This window comes from Xanthomonas sp. NCPPB 1325, assembly GCF_041477645.2.
GTDB classification, from domain to species: Bacteria; Pseudomonadota; Gammaproteobacteria; order Xanthomonadales; family Xanthomonadaceae; genus Xanthomonas; species Xanthomonas cannabis.
The window spans coordinates 735798-755330 of record NZ_CM192985.1 but is presented as its reverse complement, the minus strand read 5'-3'; the positions used below and the strand labels follow the sequence as shown (position 1 = coordinate 755330).

At 67.4% G+C, this 19533-nt stretch carries 10 protein-coding genes; 5 read left to right on the top strand and 5 right to left on the bottom strand.

What is annotated here, in order from left to right:
• Positions 1-297: 297 nt before the first annotated feature.
• Positions 298-855 (top strand): queuosine precursor transporter, encoded by a 558-nt coding sequence (locus ACCQ10_RS03000; RefSeq protein ID WP_372362168.1) that lies wholly within the window; start codon positions 298-300, stop codon positions 853-855.
• Between the two features lie 195 nt (positions 856-1050).
• Here ACCQ10_RS03000 and glnE read toward each other — a convergent pair whose 3' ends face one another.
• Entirely contained in the window at positions 1051-3876 is a 2826-nt protein-coding gene (gene glnE, locus ACCQ10_RS02995) for a bifunctional [glutamate--ammonia ligase]-adenylyl-L-tyrosine phosphorylase/[glutamate--ammonia-ligase] adenylyltransferase (protein WP_372362167.1), read from the bottom strand.
• 343 nt (positions 3877-4219) lie between these two features.
• Between glnE and ACCQ10_RS02990 the strand changes: the two genes are divergently transcribed.
• Both ACCQ10_RS02990 and ACCQ10_RS02985 read left to right on the top strand, forming a co-directional pair.
• Positions 4220-4738, top strand: a complete 519-nt coding sequence (locus ACCQ10_RS02990; protein WP_372362166.1) for a cupin domain-containing protein — start codon at positions 4220-4222, stop codon at positions 4736-4738.
• Positions 4738-5658 carry an SMP-30/gluconolactonase/LRE family protein gene (locus ACCQ10_RS02985; protein ID WP_372362165.1) on the top strand — a complete coding sequence of 307 codons (921 nt, stop codon included), beginning with the start codon at positions 4738-4740 and terminating at the stop codon, positions 5656-5658. The genes ACCQ10_RS02990 and ACCQ10_RS02985 overlap by 1 nt, the downstream gene beginning before the upstream one ends.
• Positions 5659-5944: 286 nt before the next feature.
• Here ACCQ10_RS02985 and ACCQ10_RS02980 read toward each other — a convergent pair whose 3' ends face one another.
• Positions 5945-8416: a hypothetical protein gene (locus ACCQ10_RS02980; RefSeq protein WP_372362164.1), complete on the bottom strand. Its 2472-nt coding sequence runs from the start codon at positions 8414-8416 to the stop codon at positions 5945-5947.
• Between the two features lie 324 nt (positions 8417-8740).
• Positions 8741-10930: a translocation/assembly module TamB domain-containing protein gene (locus tag ACCQ10_RS02975; RefSeq protein ID WP_372362163.1), complete on the bottom strand. Its 2190-nt coding sequence runs from the start codon at positions 10928-10930 to the stop codon at positions 8741-8743.
• Positions 10931-11211: 281 nt separating this feature from the next.
• On the opposite strand from ACCQ10_RS02975, the gene scpC reads away from it, so the two are divergent.
• Positions 11212-12726 (top strand): succinyl-CoA:acetate CoA-transferase ScpC, encoded by a 1515-nt coding sequence (gene scpC, locus ACCQ10_RS02970; protein WP_104579254.1) that lies wholly within the window; start codon positions 11212-11214, stop codon positions 12724-12726.
• A 504-nt stretch (positions 12727-13230) separates the two neighbouring features.
• On the opposite strand, the gene ACCQ10_RS02965 is transcribed toward scpC, so the two are convergent.
• A complete protein-coding gene (locus ACCQ10_RS02965) occupies positions 13231-14304 on the bottom strand; it encodes a 3-deoxy-7-phosphoheptulonate synthase (RefSeq protein WP_039405138.1) in 1074 nt (357 codons plus the stop codon).
• A gap of 765 nt (positions 14305-15069) precedes the next feature.
• Here ACCQ10_RS02965 and yjjJ point away from each other — a divergent pair.
• Positions 15070-16455 (top strand): type II toxin-antitoxin system HipA family toxin YjjJ, encoded by a 1386-nt coding sequence (yjjJ, locus tag ACCQ10_RS02960; protein ID WP_372363036.1) that lies wholly within the window; start codon positions 15070-15072, stop codon positions 16453-16455.
• An 87-nt stretch (positions 16456-16542) separates the two neighbouring features.
• Here yjjJ and ACCQ10_RS02955 read toward each other — a convergent pair whose 3' ends face one another.
• On the bottom strand, positions 16543-19356 hold the full coding sequence (locus ACCQ10_RS02955) for a TonB-dependent receptor plug domain-containing protein (protein ID WP_372362162.1): 2814 nt from the start codon (positions 19354-19356) through the stop codon (positions 16543-16545).
• Positions 19357-19533: the final 177 nt, after the last annotated feature.

Genomic DNA, 19533 nt, shown 5'->3' with positions numbered 1-19533 from the left:
CTGACGGTGGCACACGACACGCGCGATGTGCTCGCCACCGCCGTGCAACGGCGCACTGGTGAGCACGCCGACCGATGCGCGGCGGCCGATCTGCTACATGTACGTTGGCGATCGCGTCCGGGTTGCGTGCACGTGCCACCGTGGTCGTGTCGGCTGTTTCGCGGCGCCATCGGGCAGCGATGGCACGGCGAACCACGCCCTCGCCACGGCGCGCGCCGGTGAGTTGCTGCGGCCTTATGTACTGGCCCACTGCCACCGACCCGCGGATAATCCGCGCACCGCCTTTGCCCTGCCGTCATGTCCGCTGCCCCCGCCCCGCTGTTTGCTCCGCTCACTGCCCGTGCCTTGACCTGGGCGGTGCTGGCAATGGGGGCGGTGGTGCTGTTGTCCAACGTCCTGGTGCAGTACCCGATCAACGATTGGCTGACCTGGGGTGCGTTTTCGTATCCATTGGCGTTTCTGGTCAGCAACCTGATCAACCGTCGCTTCGGGCCGCGTGCGGCACGCACGGTGGCGTGGTGGGGCTTTGCACTGGCGGTGGTGCTGTCGGTGTGGCTGGCGACGCCGCGCATTGCGGTGGCCTCGTGCACCGCCTTCATCGCCGCCCAGCTGCTCGACATCACCGTGTTCGACCGCCTGCGCAATGGCAGCTGGTGGCGCGCGCCGATCGTGGCCACCACCTGCAGCGCCACGCTGGATACCGCAATCTTCTGGAGCATCGCCTTCGCCGGTGCGGCGCTGCCGTGGGTGAGCTGGGCGGCCGGCGATCTGGCGGTGAAGCTGGGCATGGGCGTGTTTCTGCTCGGGCCGTTTCGCGCGTTGCTGTGGCGGAGCGCACCACGCCGCCCTGTCTGAAGCGCGGTGCGCTGTCGCTACCGAGCGCGCCAGGCAACAGCACAACACCCCTTGCCCACCTCCGGCAGACCGATGGGCAACCGGACGCGCCGAGTGCACCGCCTGACCTGCGCCAATGCCTCGCCTGCACGCAGCGGCGGCATCGGCCTGGCATGCACGACCGGCGGCTGCGGACAGCCGGCACCCGCGGCCCCGCTAGAGCGTGGCCGCGTCCTTGCCGGCCGGAAATGCCAGCCCCTGTGCACGCGCTGCGTTGAAGATGACGCTGCGCGCCTGCTGGATGGCCGGTGTCGGTGCGATCAAGCGTGGACGCCGGTCCAGTGTGCACGCCAGCCCGGCCTCCACCAGCGCGGCATGCGCCTCATGCAGCGACTGCGCCATCTCGACGGGCAACCACTGCGCCTGCACCAGCGCATCGATCATGCCAGGCGTATCGCAACATGCCAGCAACGGCGCATGCTGCGCGGCCTGCCCCAGCACGCCGGCCTGCAGCACGAATTCCAGGTCCACCAGGCCGCCGGCACCTTGCTTGAGATCCAGCCGGCCGGCATCGCTGCGATCGAGTTCGGCGCGCATGCGCGTGCGCATCTTGCGCACGTCGTCGTGCAGCAGCGCGGGGTCGCGTGTGCGGGTCAGCGTGTCGTGGCGCACCTGCGCAAAGGCCTTGCACAGCGCGGCATCGCCGGCAACCGCGCGGGCACGCACCAGCGCCTGATGCTCCCAGGTCCAGGCGCGCTCGCGCTGGTACTCGCGGTAGCTGGCCAGCGACGACACCAGCGCGCCCTGGCCACCGTCCGGGCGCAGCCGCACATCGATGTCGTAGAGGCGGCCGGCACCGGTTTCGGCGCCGAGCAAGGCCATCACCTTTTGCGCCAGACGGGCGAACCAGCGCGCCGCATCCAGTGGCCGCTTGCCGTCGGAGCTGTCCACCGTGCGCGGGTGGTCGTAGAGAAACACCAGATCCAGATCCGAACCGAACCCCAGCTCCAGCCCGCCCAGGCTGCCGTAGCCGATGATGGCGAACAGGCCGCCCGGCACCTGTCCGTGCGCGGCAACCAGCTCGCTGCGTGCCAGCTGCAGCACCACCTGCACCACGGCCTCGGCCAGCCAGGCCAGTTGCCGGGTGCTCTGCACCGCGTGCTGGCGGCCGTCGAGCGTGGCCAGGGCGATCCGGAAACTCAGCGCAAGCCGGCGCTCGTTGAGCTCGCGCAAGGCCGCCTCGGTGTCTGCGATCTGCAAGGTCTCCACGCAGGCAGCCTGCAGCGCCGCGCGATCCGGCAACGGGCCGCCGATACGCGTATCCAGCAACTCGTCCAGCAACAACGGGTGCGCCGCCAGCCGCTCGGCCAGCAAGGCGCTGCGCGAGAGCACATCGACCAGCCGGGCCAGTGCGCTGGGCTGCTCGTCCAGCAAGGCCAGATAGCTGGTGCGGCGCAAGGTGGCCTGCAACAGGCCCAGCATGCGGCGCACGGCGGCATCGGGTTGGCTGGCCCGCGTGGCGGCGTGCAGCAGTGCCGGCACCACGCGATCCAGCCGCGCGCGCGCCGTGTCCGACAGCGCGTGCACACCGGCCGACTGCGCAAAATCGCCCAGCACCTGATGCGCGGTATCCGGGTCGTGCAGGCCAATGCCCAGCAGCGGCGTTGCATCGCCATCGGGCAGCGCGCGCCAGTAGTCGGCCAGCGCGTCCGGCGCGGTGGCCCGCACGCGTGGCGCTAGCAACTCGGCAAATTCGGCGGCCACACGCCGGCGGTGCGGGGCCAGCGCGTCCAGCAAGGCGGGCCAATCGGCATACCCCAGGCCCAGCGCGATGCGTTCGCGATCCATCTCCGCCTGCGGCAAGGCGTGGGTCTGTGCATCGCGCAGCATTTGCAGGCGGTTTTCCAGCCGGCGCAAGAAGCGGTAGGCCGCGGTGAGTGCGGCGCCGTTGTCGGCTTCGATCTGGCCGGCGGCGACCAGCGCCTGCAGCGCGGGCAACAAGCGCCGCTCGCGCAGGGCCGGCTCGCGGCCGGCGCGGATCAGTTGCAGCGATTGGGCGAGGAACTCGATCTCGCGGATGCCACCGGGCCCGCGCTTGATGTCGTCCAGCCGGTCGTGCCGTGCCACCTCGGCGGTGATGGCCGCCTTCATCTCGCGCAGGCCATCCAGCGCGGTGAAATCCAGATAGCGCCGGTAGACGAACGGCCGCAGCGTTTCCAGCCAGGCTTCGCCGGCGTCGATATCGCCGGCCACCGCGCGCGCCTTGAGCCAGGCGTAGCGTTCCCAATCGCGGCCTTCGCGCTGGAAATACTGGTCCATGCCGGTGAACGACAACGCCACGCGGCCGGCAGTGCCGAACGGACGCAGGCGCAGATCCACCCGATGGCTGAAACCATCGGCCGTGGTTTCGTCGAGCAACCTGGCCAGCTGCTGACCCAACCGCGCGAAGTATTCTTCTGCCGCCAACGGGCGCGCCCCGTCGGATTGGCCGCCCTGCGGATAGGCGTACACCAGGTCCACGTCCGAGGAAAAATTCAGCTCGCCACCGCCCAGCTTGCCCAGCCCGAACACCACCAGCCGCTGCACGCTGCCGTCCGCGGCAATGACCTGGCCATGGCGGGCGTCGAATTGCTGCTGCAACGCCCGCAGGCCGCATTGCAGGCAGTTTTCGGCCAGCCGGGTCGCGCCAGCCAGGGTGGCATCCACGCTGTCCAGGCCCAGCACATCGCGCCACACCAGGCGCGTGGATTCGGCGCTGCGGTAGCGCCGCAGTTGGGCAGGCCACAGCTGCGGCTGCGCTGGATCCAGCTGCGGCACTGGCAACGGTGGTGGGTCGGGCTGCGCCAAGTGCTGCAGCAATGCCGGTTGCCGCGCCAATGTATCGAGCGCGAAGTCGCTGACGAGCGCGACCTGGGCAAGCTGCCGATCGAAATCGCCCCCCGGCCACGCCTGATCAGCAGGCAGTGCATGACGGACACGCGCGACAGCCCGCTCGATCACGGCGGCGAGTGCGGCAGATGGGGATGTGGGAGGCGATGGCATCTACGGATTCTGGCATTCCTGTGCGATGCCGGCATGTCGATGCCACCGCATACGTCTGCGTCATTGCACTGCGCAGCAGTGCTGCCGCGGCAGACGACCACACGTGGGCACCTCACTCCATCCGCGACCCGAGACCACACAACGCGTCCCGCGCATGCGTCGTCCAACGCGAACCTTGCCAGGCAAGGCATCAGCGATGTCGCAGCCGCCACCTGCCGCACCGAACATTGATGCGGCACCCGCAAGGCCCCGCATGTGACGACGTCTGCGGCCTTGAACATCTCCCTTACGGAACCCTGACAAGGGCCATGCTGCACTGCGGTTTTCGCATGAGGCATTGCCAATGTCCCCCACCTTGCTGCCCTCCGCCCTGCTGCCCTCGCAGATCCGGCTCGACACCGACGGCAACGATCCCGCACTGCCGCCCAGCTTGCCGTTCCTGCATCTGTGGACCGGTCCAGATGGCAACAGCCGCCTCAATCCCTCGCAGTTGCCCGGCTTCGGCAGCAAGAGCGTGGGTGGCGGGGCGGCGCCACAATGGCTGCGGCCGTTCCCGGGCGAGGTGCTCGGCATCCAGTTTGCGGTGCTGCCGATGGGCTGGGTGGGCGACTGGCACGAGAGCCCGCATCCGCAATGGGTGATCCCGCTGCGCGGCCGCTGGTTCATCGAAACCGGCGACGGCACACGGGTGGAAATGGGGCCTGGCGACATCCACTTCGGCCAGGATCAGGGCACCACCGATCAGCGTGGCCACCGCTCCGGCCAACTGGGCGATGAGCCTTGCCTGCAGATGATGGTGCAATTTGCGCAATCGCCTGGGGCCGCCACTGCGCATCCGTTCGGGCACGAGGCGCCGCACTGATGGACCGCCCGTGCCGCGTGCGCCCGCCAGGCCCGGCGCACCCCACAGACTGCGCGCCGCCCAGCACCGAGCATGCAGGCCTGGCCACTCGCCTGGGCACTGCGCGGCTGCACACGCTCTACGACCAGGCCACCTGGAGCGAGGGGCCGGCCTGGTGGCAGGCGCAGCGCACCCTGGTATGGAGCGATGTGGTGGGCCGCCGTGTGCTGGGCTGGCGCGAGGACGGCGCGGTGGATGTGTTGCTGGACGCCACCGCGTTCACCAACGGCAACGCCGTGGATGCGCAGCAACGGCTGGTGCATTGCGAACACGGGCGCCGCGCCATCACCCGCAGCGACGGCGATGGCCAGGCGCACGTGCTGGTGAGCCGCTTCGAGGGCAAACGGCTCAATTCGCCGAACGATCTGATCGTGGCGCGCGATGGCGCGATCTGGTTCACCGACCCGCCCTTCGGCCTGCTCAAGCCCAGCCAGGGCTGCCCGGCCCCGCAGGAACTGGACCATCACGGCGTCTACCGGCTGCCTCCCGATGGCGGCGCATTGCAATGCATGACCACGCTGGACCACCCCAACGGGCTGGCGTTCTCGCCCGACGAACGCGTGCTGTATGTCTCGCAGACGCCCGAAGGCGGCCCGGGCGAGCCGGAGATCACCGCCTTCGACTGGCACGATGGCGCACTGCACAACCAGCGTCGGTTCGCGGTGGTGCCAGAGGGCCTGGCGGATGGCTTCTGCGTGGACTGCCACGGTTGGCTGTGGAGCAGCTCTGGCGCCGGCGTGTGCATCTTCGACCGCGATGGGCAATGGCTCGGCCTGGTGCCGACGCCGGCAACGGCCTCCAATTGCACGTTCGATCTGGAGCAGCGGCGGCTGTTCATTACCGGCGGCAGCGCGCTGTGGTTGCTGGAGCTGCCGCAATAAGCCCTGCGAGTGTGGCGATTGCACTGCGCGCGGGCCGCAGCCCCGTGTGGCGTGGCGAGGGCTTGCCGGGTTGGCCACCCGCGGGTCAGCGCTTGACCCGGCAACGTTCAGGCAATAAAAAAGCCCGCTTGCAGCGAACTGCCAGCGGGCTTTGCTCCCTCCCCCACGTCGGGATGCAGGATCATAGTGCGCGCCCCGAATCCGACTTGCACGCTGCACTGCAAAACAACACCAGACAGTACAGAACTGGCCGGAATTCCTTCACGCGGCGATGGCGCTGCGGCGGTCACCGCAGCAGATCGGGCTGGGCCTGATACCACTGCGGGGCGTGCAGCAGATGCCATTCCGGCGTGTCGTTGCGCAGCCCCACTGCCGCACTCAACACACCCCAGCGCGCGAGCAGGCTGCCGCTGCGCTGGCTGCCCTGCAGGCGCAAACGCGCATCCACCTGGAAGCGATCGTTGCGTGCCTGCAAGCGATCGACCACCACGGTCTCGCCTTGCCACTGCGCACGGGCAGTCACTTGTGCCTGCCCTGCATCCACCAGGCGCAACATCCAGTTCGGGATCGAGCGATCGCGTGCGTACAGCGCCATCAAAAACGCCAGATCGCGCACCTGGATGCGCACGCGTCCATCCACGCCGATCGGCTGCCGCCATTGCATGCGCGTGTTCTCCAGCGCGATGCGCGCCCACCAGCCATCGCGCCGTTGCCCATCGGGGCCGGTGAATCCGACATTGCGCAACTGGATGGTGCTGGCATCGAGACTGAATTGCTCCGCACGCAGATCGCCGCGTTGCAGGCGCAGATCGGCATCCACATCGCCGCGCAACGCCAGCCCGGCAAACTGCAGGCGCGCCGCACGCGCGCCGATGCGCAGGCCGCCCCTGCCGATGCGGCCGCCCGGCTCGATCTGCAGATCGCCGCTGAGCACGCCGTTGCCACCGTCGAAACGCAATTGCTGCTGCGGCAGATAGCGGTTGTAGGCCCGCAGGTCCGGCACGCGTGCATTGGCAAAGGTCAGGTGCGCACGCGTGGCATCGCGCAGGGTGGTCAGGTTGCGGGCGTCGGCGCGCGTCTGCAGGTCCAGGCGCAGATCGCGGCCTTGCACGAACGGGCGCGCTGGTGACTCGCCATGAGCAATTGAAAACTGCTGCATCTGCAACGCGAGTGCAGGCAGCAATTGACCGTTTGCATCGGCGTCCACACGCAGATCGGCACTGGCTTGCCCGTCGATCGCATGCCCCATCACCCCGACATGCGCGCGCACATGCGGTACCTGCAGGCGGCTGCCGGCACCGAGCTGGCCACGCGCGATGCGCAAATCCGCATCCACCAGGCCATCGCCTTCCAGCGTGAGCCAGTCCACATCGGGAAACAGCGCGGGGATCCAGCTGAGCGAGGCCAGCTGCCAATGCAGCCGCGCATGCCCGGAGGTGCGCGGCAGCAGGCTACGCATGGATTGCAAGGGCAATTGGCGGCCCTGCACGCGCAGGTCCGCATCCAGCGTGAGCCCGGCATCGGCCGGCTCGGGCATCCGGATGCTCAGACGCATGTTGTCGTCCACCTGCAGCTGCGTAGCCAGCTCGCCCAGCACTGCTGCCGGAGTGCGCGTGCTGTCGTGCAATGGCGCCCGCCAGTGCAGCTGACTACCGGGCTGCAATGCGCCGCGTGTCCAGCGCAGTTCGCCATCGGCACGTCCCTTGCCGGGGCGCGTGGCAACCGTGTGGCGGCCCTGTGCCGTGCGCGTGACATCCAGCGCCGCAGTGTCGCCATGCACGGCCACCAGGGCGTCTGTCAGTTGCAACAGCGCAAGCCCGCGCGCCTGATCGGCCGCATGCCGCGCAACGCTGGCTTCGAGCCGCAGCTGACCATTGCGCAGCACCTCGGTATCGGCCCAACGCACCTGCGCATTGTCGAACGCAGCGTGCGACGGAAACACTTCCAGCGGTCCGCCGCGCAATTGCTTGAACAGGCCAAGCTGCAACTGGCCATCGCCCTCGATCCGCAATTGCCGCAGCGACAGCGCGTGCACCTGCTGCGCCTCGATGCGGTCGAATTGCAGGGTCCAGGCAGGCCTGGCCCCTTTGGTGACGGCTGGCGAACTGCTGGCTGAGGTGGTGGGTGTTGCAGTTGCTGATGCAGTTGCTGCTGGCACCTTGGCCGATGCGGATGTCGCGACCGGCGTCGCGCTTGTTGATGGCGCTGCAGCGTGCGACGGGCTCGCAGTCGCGTGCGACGAAGTGGTTGTTGCGGTTGCGGCCAGGGCGCCAGGGTCAGCGGTGCCCGCCACGGCCGGGCCCGATCTGGGGCCTTGCGTCCTGCCTGCCTGCTGCGCCTGCGATGGCGCGGCCGGCCGCGTGGCACTGGCTGCATCCGGAACGGCCGTTGCCGCCTGCAGGCCGGCGCGCACGCCTTGCACCTGCAGGTGTGGCACCAGCAATTGCCGTCTCAGCAACGGCAGCAGACGGACCTGCCCGCTCATGCGTCGGGCGCTGACATCCCAGCGGTTGCGCGTGGACTGGCCGTGCAGCGCCACGTCCCAGAGCACGAGCCGCCCCGGCCACCAGGTGACTGCGGGCCCCCAATGCATCGCGAACTTGTCCGGCGTGCGATTGAGCACTGCCGGACCGAGCGGCGTGTTGAGCAGCAGATTTCCGAGCACCAGGTAGCTGGCATACAACGCGATAGCCACCAGGATCGGCCAACGCAGTACGGCGGGCGCTGCGCGCCAACGGGCGCGGACGGGCATCGTCATGACGGCAGGCTCCTGAAGACCGCGCACGCGGCACCGCGCAGTGTGCCAAGCCGACCGTGAGCACGGCGCGCAACCGCCTCATGCGCCTCATGCGCGTGGTGTGCCTCATGCGCGTGATGTGCTGGGTGTGCTGGGTGCTGGATGTACCAGCAGTGCGACCCTCAGCGGGTACGCCTTGCAATGGCGCGCAGAACGTCCGGATCCATCGTCGGCCGACCAGCGTCCGCAGCGTGTCGGGCGCGCTCCCGCGATCCAGCACCACATCTCCGCGCACCCTGCTGCATCGCTGCAGCGTGGCTTACCCGACGGCGCGCACCGCGCTTGTCAGCGCGTGCCTGACGTGCGCTTGGACACCGGTGGCAACAAGCCCGGCTGCTTGTCGTACCACTCGCGTGCGCCGGCCAGATGCCATTGCCGCTGCTTGCCATCGAGCTCGATACCGGCACCCAGCACGCCCCAGCGCAGATACAGATCGCCGCGGCGCTGGTCATCCTCCAGCGCCAGCCGTGCCCGCAAAGACAGACGCGCGTTTTCCGCATGAAGGTCGTCCACCGTCAGTTGCTGCTTGCGCCAGCGCACGCGCCCGGTGGCATCCAGTTCGCCCGAATCCAGCAAGCCCAGCACCCAGCGCGGGTAGTCTGCGCGCTGCGCGAACACCGAGAGCAACGGCGCGATATCGCGCATGCGAATGGCCGCGTCGGCGTCCACCTGGAACGGTGCCTCGGCCTGGATGGTGCCGGCACCGACCTGCAGTTCGCCCCACCAGTTGGCATCGCCATCGTCGTCGCCCACGCGCATATTGCGCAGACTTACCCGCGTACCGCTGAGGTCGAAGAACTTGTTCTTGAAATCGGCGCGTTGCAGCCTGGCCTGCAACTGCGCATCGCCACGCATCTGCACGCCGGCCACTGCCAGATGCGCGCCCTGCCCCCGCAGATTCGCATGCCCGTTGCCAACGTCGCCAGATGCATTGAGCGCCACATCGCCGGTCAGGCTGCCGCTGCCACCGAGCAGGCGCACGTTGTTGCCGGGCAGGTAGCGGTTGTAGACGGTCAGGTCGGGCACACGCGAATCGCTGAAACGCAGCTGCGCCTTGAGCGTTTCACTCAAGCGGGCCAGTTCGGCATCGCCGTGCATCGCCAGCTGCAGATCGCGACCATCCAGCAAGATCTGTTTCGGCGCGTCGCGCGGCGCCGCCTTGAACGTGGGAATGCTGACGTCCAGATGCGCCTGCGGCGTGGCGGCATCGTCGATGCGCCCGTGCGCCTTGGCGATACCTGCCAGGCGCGTGTCGAATACCTGCGCCACGGCCTCGACACGCGGGATATCCAGGGTGCTGCCACTGGTCAGCCGGCCCTGCGCAAGACGCAGATCCGCTTCGACCAGACCGCCGCCTTGCAGCTGAAACCACGGCTTGCGCACGAACAGCTCGGCGATCCAGTTCAAGGATTCGAACTTCCAGCGCCCGCGCACCTGCCCCGACAGACGCGGCAACACCTGCGCCGGTTGCTCGAACGGAACACCGCGCCCGGCGATCCGTAGATCGGCCTGCAGTTCGCTACCGGTCGTGTCGTCGCGCGGCAGGCGTGCCTGCACGCGGATGTCGCGCGCCACATCCAGCTGCAATGCCAGCATGCCGCGGTCGGTGGCACCGACGCCGGCCAGCAACGGCAGCCGCCACACCGCGTGGCTGCCCGGCTGCAGGGCACCGCGGTCCAGGGTGATGTCGGCCTCAACGCGCGCAGCAGACGGCCCGCTGCGGATATCCACGTGCGGCGCACCGGTATCGATCTTCAGCGCCACCGTCGCGGCCTTCAACTGCAGGCGTGCGTGGGTGATGCCGAGCTTGCGCAGGCCCGGCGCCTGGTCGCGGTAGTGGCGCGGAAACTGGAACTGCGCGTCCACCTCGGCACCGTTGAACACCTGCACACCGTCGTAACTGACCACCGCATCGCTGAAGCCCGCCTCGGACGGAAACAGCTCCGACGGCCCGCCCTTGAGTTGCTTCAGGAAGCCGACCGTGCCGTGCCCGTTGCCGGCGATCAGTAGCTTGCCCAGGCGCGCACTGCGGATGCTGTTGCTGGTGATCGCATTGAAGCGCAGCGTCCAGCCGGTATCGCCGCGCGGCGGCGGCGGGATGGGCGTGTCGGCGGACTCCACCTCGGCGCTCAGGCCGGTGGCGTGCAACCACGGCAGACGCACCTCGCGCCGGAGCAGCGGCAGCAGCGCCACCCGCGCATGTGCGCGGTCGGCATGGAAGACGTACACGGTGCGATTGGCCTGACCGCGCATGCGCACGTTCCAGGCCATCACCTGGCCCGGAAACAGCGTCAGCGCCGGGCCGGTCTGCATGGTGAACTTGTGCGGCTGCCGGTTGGTGGTGGCATCGAACAACGGCGTGTTGAGAAACACGTTACCGGCCAGCAGATACAGCGTGTACAGCACCAGCAACACGCACACTGCAACACGCCACGGCCGGGGCCAGCGCTGGAAGCGATCGCGAACAGAGGGCATGGGCGCAGGCAGGCAGGAATCTGTCACCACTATCGCGGTTGGGCCGGCGGCGAAGCGTGAACACTGGACGCGACGCGTGCCGGCAGTTCAGTGGTGCAGCGGGTAGATGCTCCACAGCGAGCGGTGCAAAGCGCGGGCAGCGGTCGCGCTCGCCGGCACTTCCCCTCCAGAAGCGATCGCGGGGCTGCGCCGTGCGCTTGGCCATTGCACCAAGGTCGCACCCCGGCCGCTGCCTGCAGCGGCGATAATCGCGCTCCCCCTGTTGCCGCCGTGCCTGCCCTATGTCCGACGAACGCATCCTGTACGCGCCGCTGCGCGACCGACTGGTGTCTGCCGACGCGGCCGCCGCGCTGATCCAGCCTGGCGAAACCGTGGCCATGAGCGGTTTCACCGGCTCCGGCTATCCCAAGGCCGTGCCGATGGCGCTGGCGCAGCGCATCGAGGCGGCGCACCTGCAGGGCCAACCGTTCCAGATCAAGTTGATGACCGGCGCCTCCACCGCGCCCGAGCTCGACGGTGCGTTGGCCAAGGCCGATGGCATCGCCATGCGCATGCCGTTCCAGTCCGACCCGGACGCCCGCCAGCGCATCAACGCCGGCACGCTGGATTACATCGACATCCATCTCAGCCACGTGGCCCAGCACGTGTGGTTCGGTTTTTACGGGCAGATCGACACGGCGGTGGTGGAAGTGTCGGGCATCCGCGCCGATGGCAGCCTGGTGCCGTCCACCTCGATCGGCAACAACAAGACCTGGCTGGACCTGGCCAGCAAGGTCATCGTCGAGGTCAACGATTGGCAGCCGGCCGGCCTGGACGGCATGCACGACATCTACTACGGCACCGCCCTGCCGCCGCAGCGCAAACCGATCCCGCTGCTGCATGGCGACGACCGCATCGGCGAGCCGAGTCTGCGCTGCGACCCGGCCAAGATCGTGGCGGTGGTGCGCACGCATGGGCCGGACCGCAACAGCCCGTTTGCCGCTGCCGACGACAACAGCGAACGCATTGCCGAGCACCTGATCGAATTTCTGCGCCATGAAGTGCGCAAGGGCCGGCTACCGGCCAACCTGCTGCCGCTGCAGTCGGGCGTGGGCAATATCCCCAACGCGGTGCTGGCGGGGCTTGCACGCAGCGGCTTCCGCGATCTGGAAGCGTTCACCGAGGTGATCCAGGACGGCATGCTCGCGCTGCTGCGCGATGGCGTACTGCGGTATGCCTCCTGCACCGGCTTTGCGCTCAGCCCGGAAGGCAACGAAGAGTTCAAGCGCAATATCGCGTTCTACCGGCAGCGCATCGTCATGCGCACGCAGGAGATTTCCAACCATCCGGAGCTGGTGCGCCGGCTCGGCTGCATCGGCATGAACGGCATGATCGAGGCCGACCTGTACGGCAACGTCAACTCCACCCACGTGATGGGCAGCCGCATCATGAACGGCATTGGCGGTTCGGGCGATTTTGCGCGCAATGGATTTCTGTCGATTTTCCTGAGCCCCAGCATCGCCAAGGCCGGCAGCATTTCATCGATCGTGCCGATGGTCAGCCATGTCGATCACACCGAGCACGATGTCTCGGTGATCGTCACCGAGCAGGGCCTGGCCGACCTGCGCGGCCTGACCCCCAAGCAACGCGCGCGCCAGCTACTCGATCACTGCGTGCACCCGCGCTATCGCGATGCATTGGAAGACTATGTGGCACGCGCCAACCGCGACAGCTACGGCAAGCACACCCCGCACCTGTTGCCCGAGGCATTGGCGTGGCACCAGCGCTGGCTGGACAGCGGCGACATGCTGGGCTGAGAGGTTGCACGTCGATAGACGAGGTAACGCGCAGTGCCGTGGGGCCGGAGCCTGCTCGCCACCCAGATTGATGCGGTCGACTCGACGTGCACTGCAGTCGTTGGTCTGAGCAGCGAAAAGCGCCACGGCCGCGGCCCGCGCGACGAATGCGGGCGCCGGTCTAACGCCTGCCTGGGCGCCATTGCCTGCGGCGGTGTCGTTGCAGCCGGTCAGCGCTTTCGACACTTCATGTCTGCCTGCGCTACGCAGCGACATTCGCAGGCCACGCGCGTGGGCGATAACGGCTGCACCCGCTCGCTGGCGGTGCAGAACGGTGCTCTGGCTCCTGGCTGCCGCAGCGACGGGTCACCAGTGGGTGGTGTTGTTCACCACGCCGGGCCGGCTCCCTGCGCCGGCCCGGCGTTTTTTTGTCTGGTCTGGTCGCACGGGATTGGATGGGTAACCCCGCCACGTCGTTGGGCGGCAGCGCACTCCATCAGCATCGGCCCGTCGCCAGCACCCGGCTCACGCAGCTTCGGCAATCCGCCTTGCGCGGCGTGCGCGCACTGCCGTTGCCAGGCGTTCGAGCACCTGCACCGATGCGTCCCAGCCCAGGCAGCCGTCGGTGATGCTCTGGCCGTAGGTCAGTGCGCAGCCGGGGACCAGCTCCTGGCGGCCGCCAACCAGGTGGCTCTCCACCATCACCCCGACGATGCGCGTCTCGCCACCTTCCAGCTGCAGCGCGATGTCGTCGACCACCTTGGGCTGGTTGTCCGGATTCTTGCCGCTGTTGGCGTGGCTGGCATCGATCATCAGCCGCGCCGGCAACCCCGACTTGTTGAGCACCTGGCTGGCCGCATCCACGCTTGCCGCATCGAAGTTGGGCACCTTGCCGCCACGCAGGATCACGTGGCAGTCCGGATTGCCCGCCGTTGCCGCCACCGCGGTGTGGCCGTCCTTGGTCACCGCCAGGAAATGATGCGGATGCGAGGCCGCGCCCACGGCGTCCACCGCAATCTTGACGTCGCCGCCGGTGCCGTTCTTGAAGCCCACCGGGCACGAGAGCCCGGAGGCCATTTCGCGATGCACCTGGCTCTCAGTGGTGCGTGCGCCGATCGCGCCCCAAGCCACCAGGTCGGCGATGTATTGCGGCGAAATGATGTCCAGAAATTCCACACCCGCCGGCAGGCCGAGGTTGTTGATATCGCGCAGCAATCCGCGCGCCACCCGTAGCCCCTTGTTGATCTGGAAGCTGCCGTCCATCTCCGGGTCGTTGATCAGCCCTTTCCAGCCGATGGTGGTGCGTGGCTTCTCGAAATACACCCGCATCACGATCTCCAGCGCATCGCCGAACTGGTCGCGTAACGGGCGCAGGCGCTGCGCGTACTCCATCGCAGCCACCGGGTCGTGGATCGAGCATGGCCCGATCACCACCGCCAGGCGGTCGTCGCGCCCGTGCAGGATCTCGTGCAGCGCGGCACGCGAGTTGGTCACGGTGTCGGAGGCGCGCTCGTCGCATGGCAGCAGCGACAGCAGCTGCGAAGGCGGTGCAAGGGCTTCGATCTTGCGGATACGCAGGTCATCGGTCACAGGCGGCATAACAGTGTCTCGTTGGGCGGTGTTGCATCAGGGAGCCAGGCGTTGCGGCAACAAAAAAGCCGCCAGTGTGCGCTGGCGGCTTTTCGGGAATGCTGCTGAAGTGTCCTTCAGGGTGAGCGCACTCCTTCCTCCGCCAGCGGCATCGGAAAACCGTAGTACCAAAAATAAAACTGGCTGCGGGGTGCGTTCATGGGATGCATTGATACCACGCACTTTTGCGCGTTGCCACTGTTTCATCGGCAACGGACGGGCGCGGCGACGCAATCGACAGGTAGTGCAGCAGAGCGGCGGACGCATGCGCCAACGTGCTGGTCAGGGCCGCGTGGCGCAAACCGATCGAAGGTGCGGCGGTCGTGCCTTCCGCAGAGCAGCCGTGTCATGCGCTGTTGTGCTGCGTGCCCGGCGCAACGCGATCGTTGCGCGGCATGGAGGTCCACCTGCTCTGAAACCGGACGCGATGAGGGCAGGCTGCGCCGACGCACGGCAGACCCCGCGACGTTCCAGATCAGCTCCCTGCGGCAAGCGGAGACGCACGCCGGTCTCGCCGTTTCCGCCGCTGCATGCGCGTGACTCGCCTGGCGTTTCTGGCGCTGTCCAGCGCCGTGCAGGCGCTGCGGTCCGGCCCCCCGAGGCCAGCTCAGGGGAACCAAAAGTATCGTTTCATTTTTAATGCACCATCTTTCCCTGAAGTTCAAATTATCAATACAAGTCAGTTATTTGCGGCGCCATCCGTCCTAATGTATCGTTTCAAAAATCGTTTCATCGCTGATCCGCATGCCACAGCCCGATGCCATAGAACGCCTGGTCACCACGTTGCGCATCGACGGCCCGCTGCGCGGCGCCGAACTCGCGGCGCGATTGGGGGTGAGCAAGGCGACACTTTCGCGTCTGGTTGCCGCTGCAGGAACGGCGGTGCGGCGCTACGGCAGCGCCCGCGCCACCAGTTACATCGCCACGGGCGCGGTGCGCGGTGAGCGCGTCTGGCCGCTCTACCGCATCGACAGCCATGCCCGCGTCGTGGCGCTGGGCCAGCTGCATGCACTCCATCGCGACCACTTCTTCGTGGAGCTGCTGCAGGACAACCCCGTGCTCCTGCATCCGCCGCTGCATCTGGGCGAGTTCGCGTCGCTGCCCTGGTTTCTGGATGACCAACGTCCGCAGGGATTTCTCGGGCGCAACCTGGCACATCGCATCTCCGGGCCGTTGCGGCTGCCCGAAAATCTCACGCTGTGGTCGCCCAGTGACGCGCTCATCGCACTGCTGTCCGATGGTCACGACCAGCTCGGCGACCTGCTCGTGGGCGAGCAGGCGCTGGCGCGCGCACTGTCGTCGATCGACCAGCCTGATGACATCGACATCAGCGCGCGCCCGCAGGCCTATCTTGAGCAGGCCGATGCCGCACTGCGCGGTGAAGACGTCGGCTCGTCCGCTGCAGGCGAGCAGCCGAAGTTCACTGCAGTGCTGCGCGAAGAGGGCGTGTACCGCCCGGTCATCGTGAAGTTTTCCGACCGCATCGATCAGCCGGCCGGGCGCCGCTGGGCGGACCTGCTGCAGATGGAGCACCTGGCCAGCCAGGTACTGCTTGCCGGTGGCATTGCTGCGGCAACGACGCAGCGGCTGCAGGCAGGCGAGCGCGTCTTTCTCGAATCCACACGCTTCGATCGCACACCGACGTTGGGCCGACGCGGTTTTGTTTCGTTGATGGCGATCTACGCCGCGTTCTATGGGCAGTCGGAGCTGGGCACATGGCGCGCGCTCGCGCCGCTGCTCAAGCGCGATGGTTGGCTGAGTCCGGAAGATGCCGAGCACCTGGAGGTGATCAGCTGGTTCGGCGCGCTCATCGGCAACACCGACATGCACCTGGGCAACGCAGCACTGATCCTTGCCGACACGCTGCCATTGCGGCTTGCGCCGGTGTACGACATGTTGCCGATGGCGCTGCGGCCGGCATCCAGTGGCGAAATCGTGCCCAGGGACATCGAGATCCCGGCGCCCACGGTCGGGCAGTTTGCGCAGTGGCGGCGCGCCGCACAGATGGCCGAACAGTTCTGGCAGCGCTGCATCGACGACGACGCCTTGAGCGATCAGATGCATGACATCGCCACGCGCGCGTTGGCGAGCCTGCGCCACACCGCGGCGCGTCTTGCCTGATGACGCGTTTGCGCCAAGCATGCCACCGCGACGCGCCGCTGCACGCCACGGCAACGAGGCCGTGGCGTGCCACGCGGCAAACCTCACTCAAAACGTAAACACGTACTCCGCCGCCACTTCACGGCCGATGGGATTGAACAAGGTGGTGTTGTAGAAGCCGTAGCCGTAGAAGCGCTCCTTGTTTTCGTAGCCCACTTCGTTGAACACATTGTTGACGTAGAAATTGACCTTGGCGTGGTCGGTGATCTTGTAGCCGGTGCTCAGGTTCCAGTAGATCGCCGGGCCCACGCGGCCGAAGTAGCGTTTGCTGGTTTCGCCCAGATGCACGTTGGCGGTATCGGTCACCAGGCACTCGTCGGAGGCGCTGGGTTGATAGCCGTCGTCGAAGCGGGCGCAGGTGCCCCAGTTGACGGCGCGCATCGAGCCGAGCCGGCGGAAGTACACCGTCCAGTCCCAGGCGCCGCCGTTGTCCCAATGCACGCTGCCGCGCACACGGCTGCGCACGCGTTCGTCGCGGCGGTTTTCGTCGCTGTCGGTGCGGTAGATCTGCTCGCGGTAGGCGATCAGATTGTTGTAGTCCAGCGACAGCTGGAAGTTGCCCCAGCCTGCAGTGGCAAGGCGGTATTTCAGCGCGGCATCGATGCCGGAGGTTTCCATCTGCGCCAGGTTGATCGGACCGCGCTCGATGCTGGCCAGGGTGCCGTCGGCATTGCGCGTCACCCGCGAGGTGATGGTGTCGCAATAGCCCGCGCCGCCCGGATTATTCCAGGCGCCACCACTGATGGTGGTGCCGGTGCGGCAGCCGGCTTCGGCCGACAGGATCTCGTCGCGGCCCAGGTCCTTGATCATTTCCTCCAGCTGGATGCGGTAGTAATCCACGCTCAACGACAACCCTTGGGCGATGTCCCACACCACGCCACCGGTGAACGAGCGGCCGGTTTCCGAGCGCAGATCCGGGGTGCCGCGACGGTTCACATCAACGGTGTAGAAGATGTTGTTGTTCTCGTCGTTGCAGCCGCCGGTGAGGTAGGCGCCGGAAGAAATGCAGCGATACTGGTCGATCACGGTTTGGTTGGTGGAACTGGGTTCGCCCAGCACGTAGTGCATGTCCGGTGCGCGGAAGCTGGTGGCCACGGTGCTGCGCACCAGCAGGCTCTCCACCGGCCGCCATTCCAGGCCCGCGCTCCAGGTGGTGTCGCTCTGCGTGCCGACATCGGTCGGAATCGCGGCAGACGAGCGGTAGTTGCCGTAGCGGTCGTAACGGCCGGCCACATTCGCGCTCAATGTGGAGAGCAACGGAATCTGGAATTCCAGCCCGGCCGAGCTGCGCATGCGTTCACCGCCGCCGTTGTCCACCACGTCCACCGGGTAGCACTCGTTGGCGCACGGGTCCGGCGAGAGTTGATAGCCCTGCTTGGCGACTTCGGCCACGGTGGCAAAGCGGATCGGCCCGGCCCAGCCCTGCACCACATCGCCGCTCAAGCTGAAACTGGCTTGATTGACCCACGAATACGCCGAGTTGTGCGACTTGGCCACCAGGTCGTCGTACTGGTTCGACGACAACGGCGAGTACAGCCGCGCTTCGTTGATCGCATAGATCGGCGCGCCATCGGCGGCCGTGCCGGTGGGGCTGCCGAGGAAATAGTCAGTGGCACGTGCGGTATCCACGGTGCGTACGTATTCGTCCACCGTGTAGCGCGAGCGGCCCACGCTCAGCTCCCAATCGAAGCGGTCGGCCCACACGCCGCGCAAACCGGCGCTCAGATCCCAGGACTGCTCCTTGTTGTAGTTGGCCAGCCGGTCCCAGCCGCCGGCTTCGCGCCGGGTGAGCTGACGGATCAGGTTCAACGAGCGACCAGTGGCCGCATCCTGAAACGGGCCCAGATAGGCATACGGCGGGTCGTAGGTCCAACGGCCGATGCTGCGGTTGGCCGAGAGCGTGGCCCAGGCTTCGGTGGCCTCGCCGAACTTCCAGGTGCCGTAGAGATACGCCGAATAATCCTCGCTGCCGGTCACCAGGCCCCAGTCGCCGTAGTCGCGCGCCACGCCGCAATAATCGCCCGCATTGGTGACGACCCCGATGTTCTGGTCGTAGCTCAGCCGTTGCCCGTCGATGAACTCGCCGCCGAAGCGCGCGCAGGTGCCGGCAGGTGGCGCCAGGCGTTCGTTGGTATTGGCGTCGACCAGGCTCAGGCCGGTGAACGGGTTGAAGCCGTAGCGACGGTTCTGGCCGGTCCAGTTGGAATAGGACATGTCGTCGGAGTCGTCCATCTGCGGGCGATCGCGCCCGCTCAACGGATCGCGCCGGGTGGCCTGCAGCGCGTAGGTCAGGCTCCAGTTCTCGCCGGTGCGCCCGCCTGCCCAGGACACGTCGAAACTGTCGCGCCCCCCTTCGGTGGCGGTGCCGCCGCGCAGGCGCACCTGGTCGCCCTGGTAGTCGCGCTTGAGGATCACGTTGATCACGCCGGCCACCGCGTCGGAGCCGTAAATGGCCGATGCGCCACCGGTGAGGATGTCGATGCGCTCCACCGCTGCGGAGGGAATATTGCTGTAGTTGGAAAAGTTGCTTTCGCCGCCGTACGGCAGCGGGTAATCGGCCACGCGGTGGCCATTGACCAGCAGCAGGGTGCGGCCCGGGCCGAGGTCGCGCAGATTGATCGGCGAAGCATTGGGCGTGTGCGAACCCCACTGCGTATCGGCTTCCACCGAGCCTTGCTGATTCATGCTGTTGAGCACGTCGTAGACAGTGGCAAACCCTTCCTGCTGGATCTGCTGCGCCGAGATGGTGACCACTGGCTGGGCGCCCTCGACCTGCGCGCGCTTGATGCGCGAACCGGTGACGCTGACCGCATCCAGGGTGGAGGTGGCGCGCGGTGTATCCGGCTCGGTTTGCTGGGCCATGAGCGGTGGCGCGACGGCAGCCGTCAGCGCTAAGGACACGGAAATCGACAAGGCAAGACGATGACTGCGGCAGTTCATAAGATCCCCGGGAGAAGCCGGACGTGGCCGGCGTGGCAGTGCACTGCAACGACGTCCGCCAGCGATGCATGCACCGCTGCCCCTTGTCCGATGGCCCCC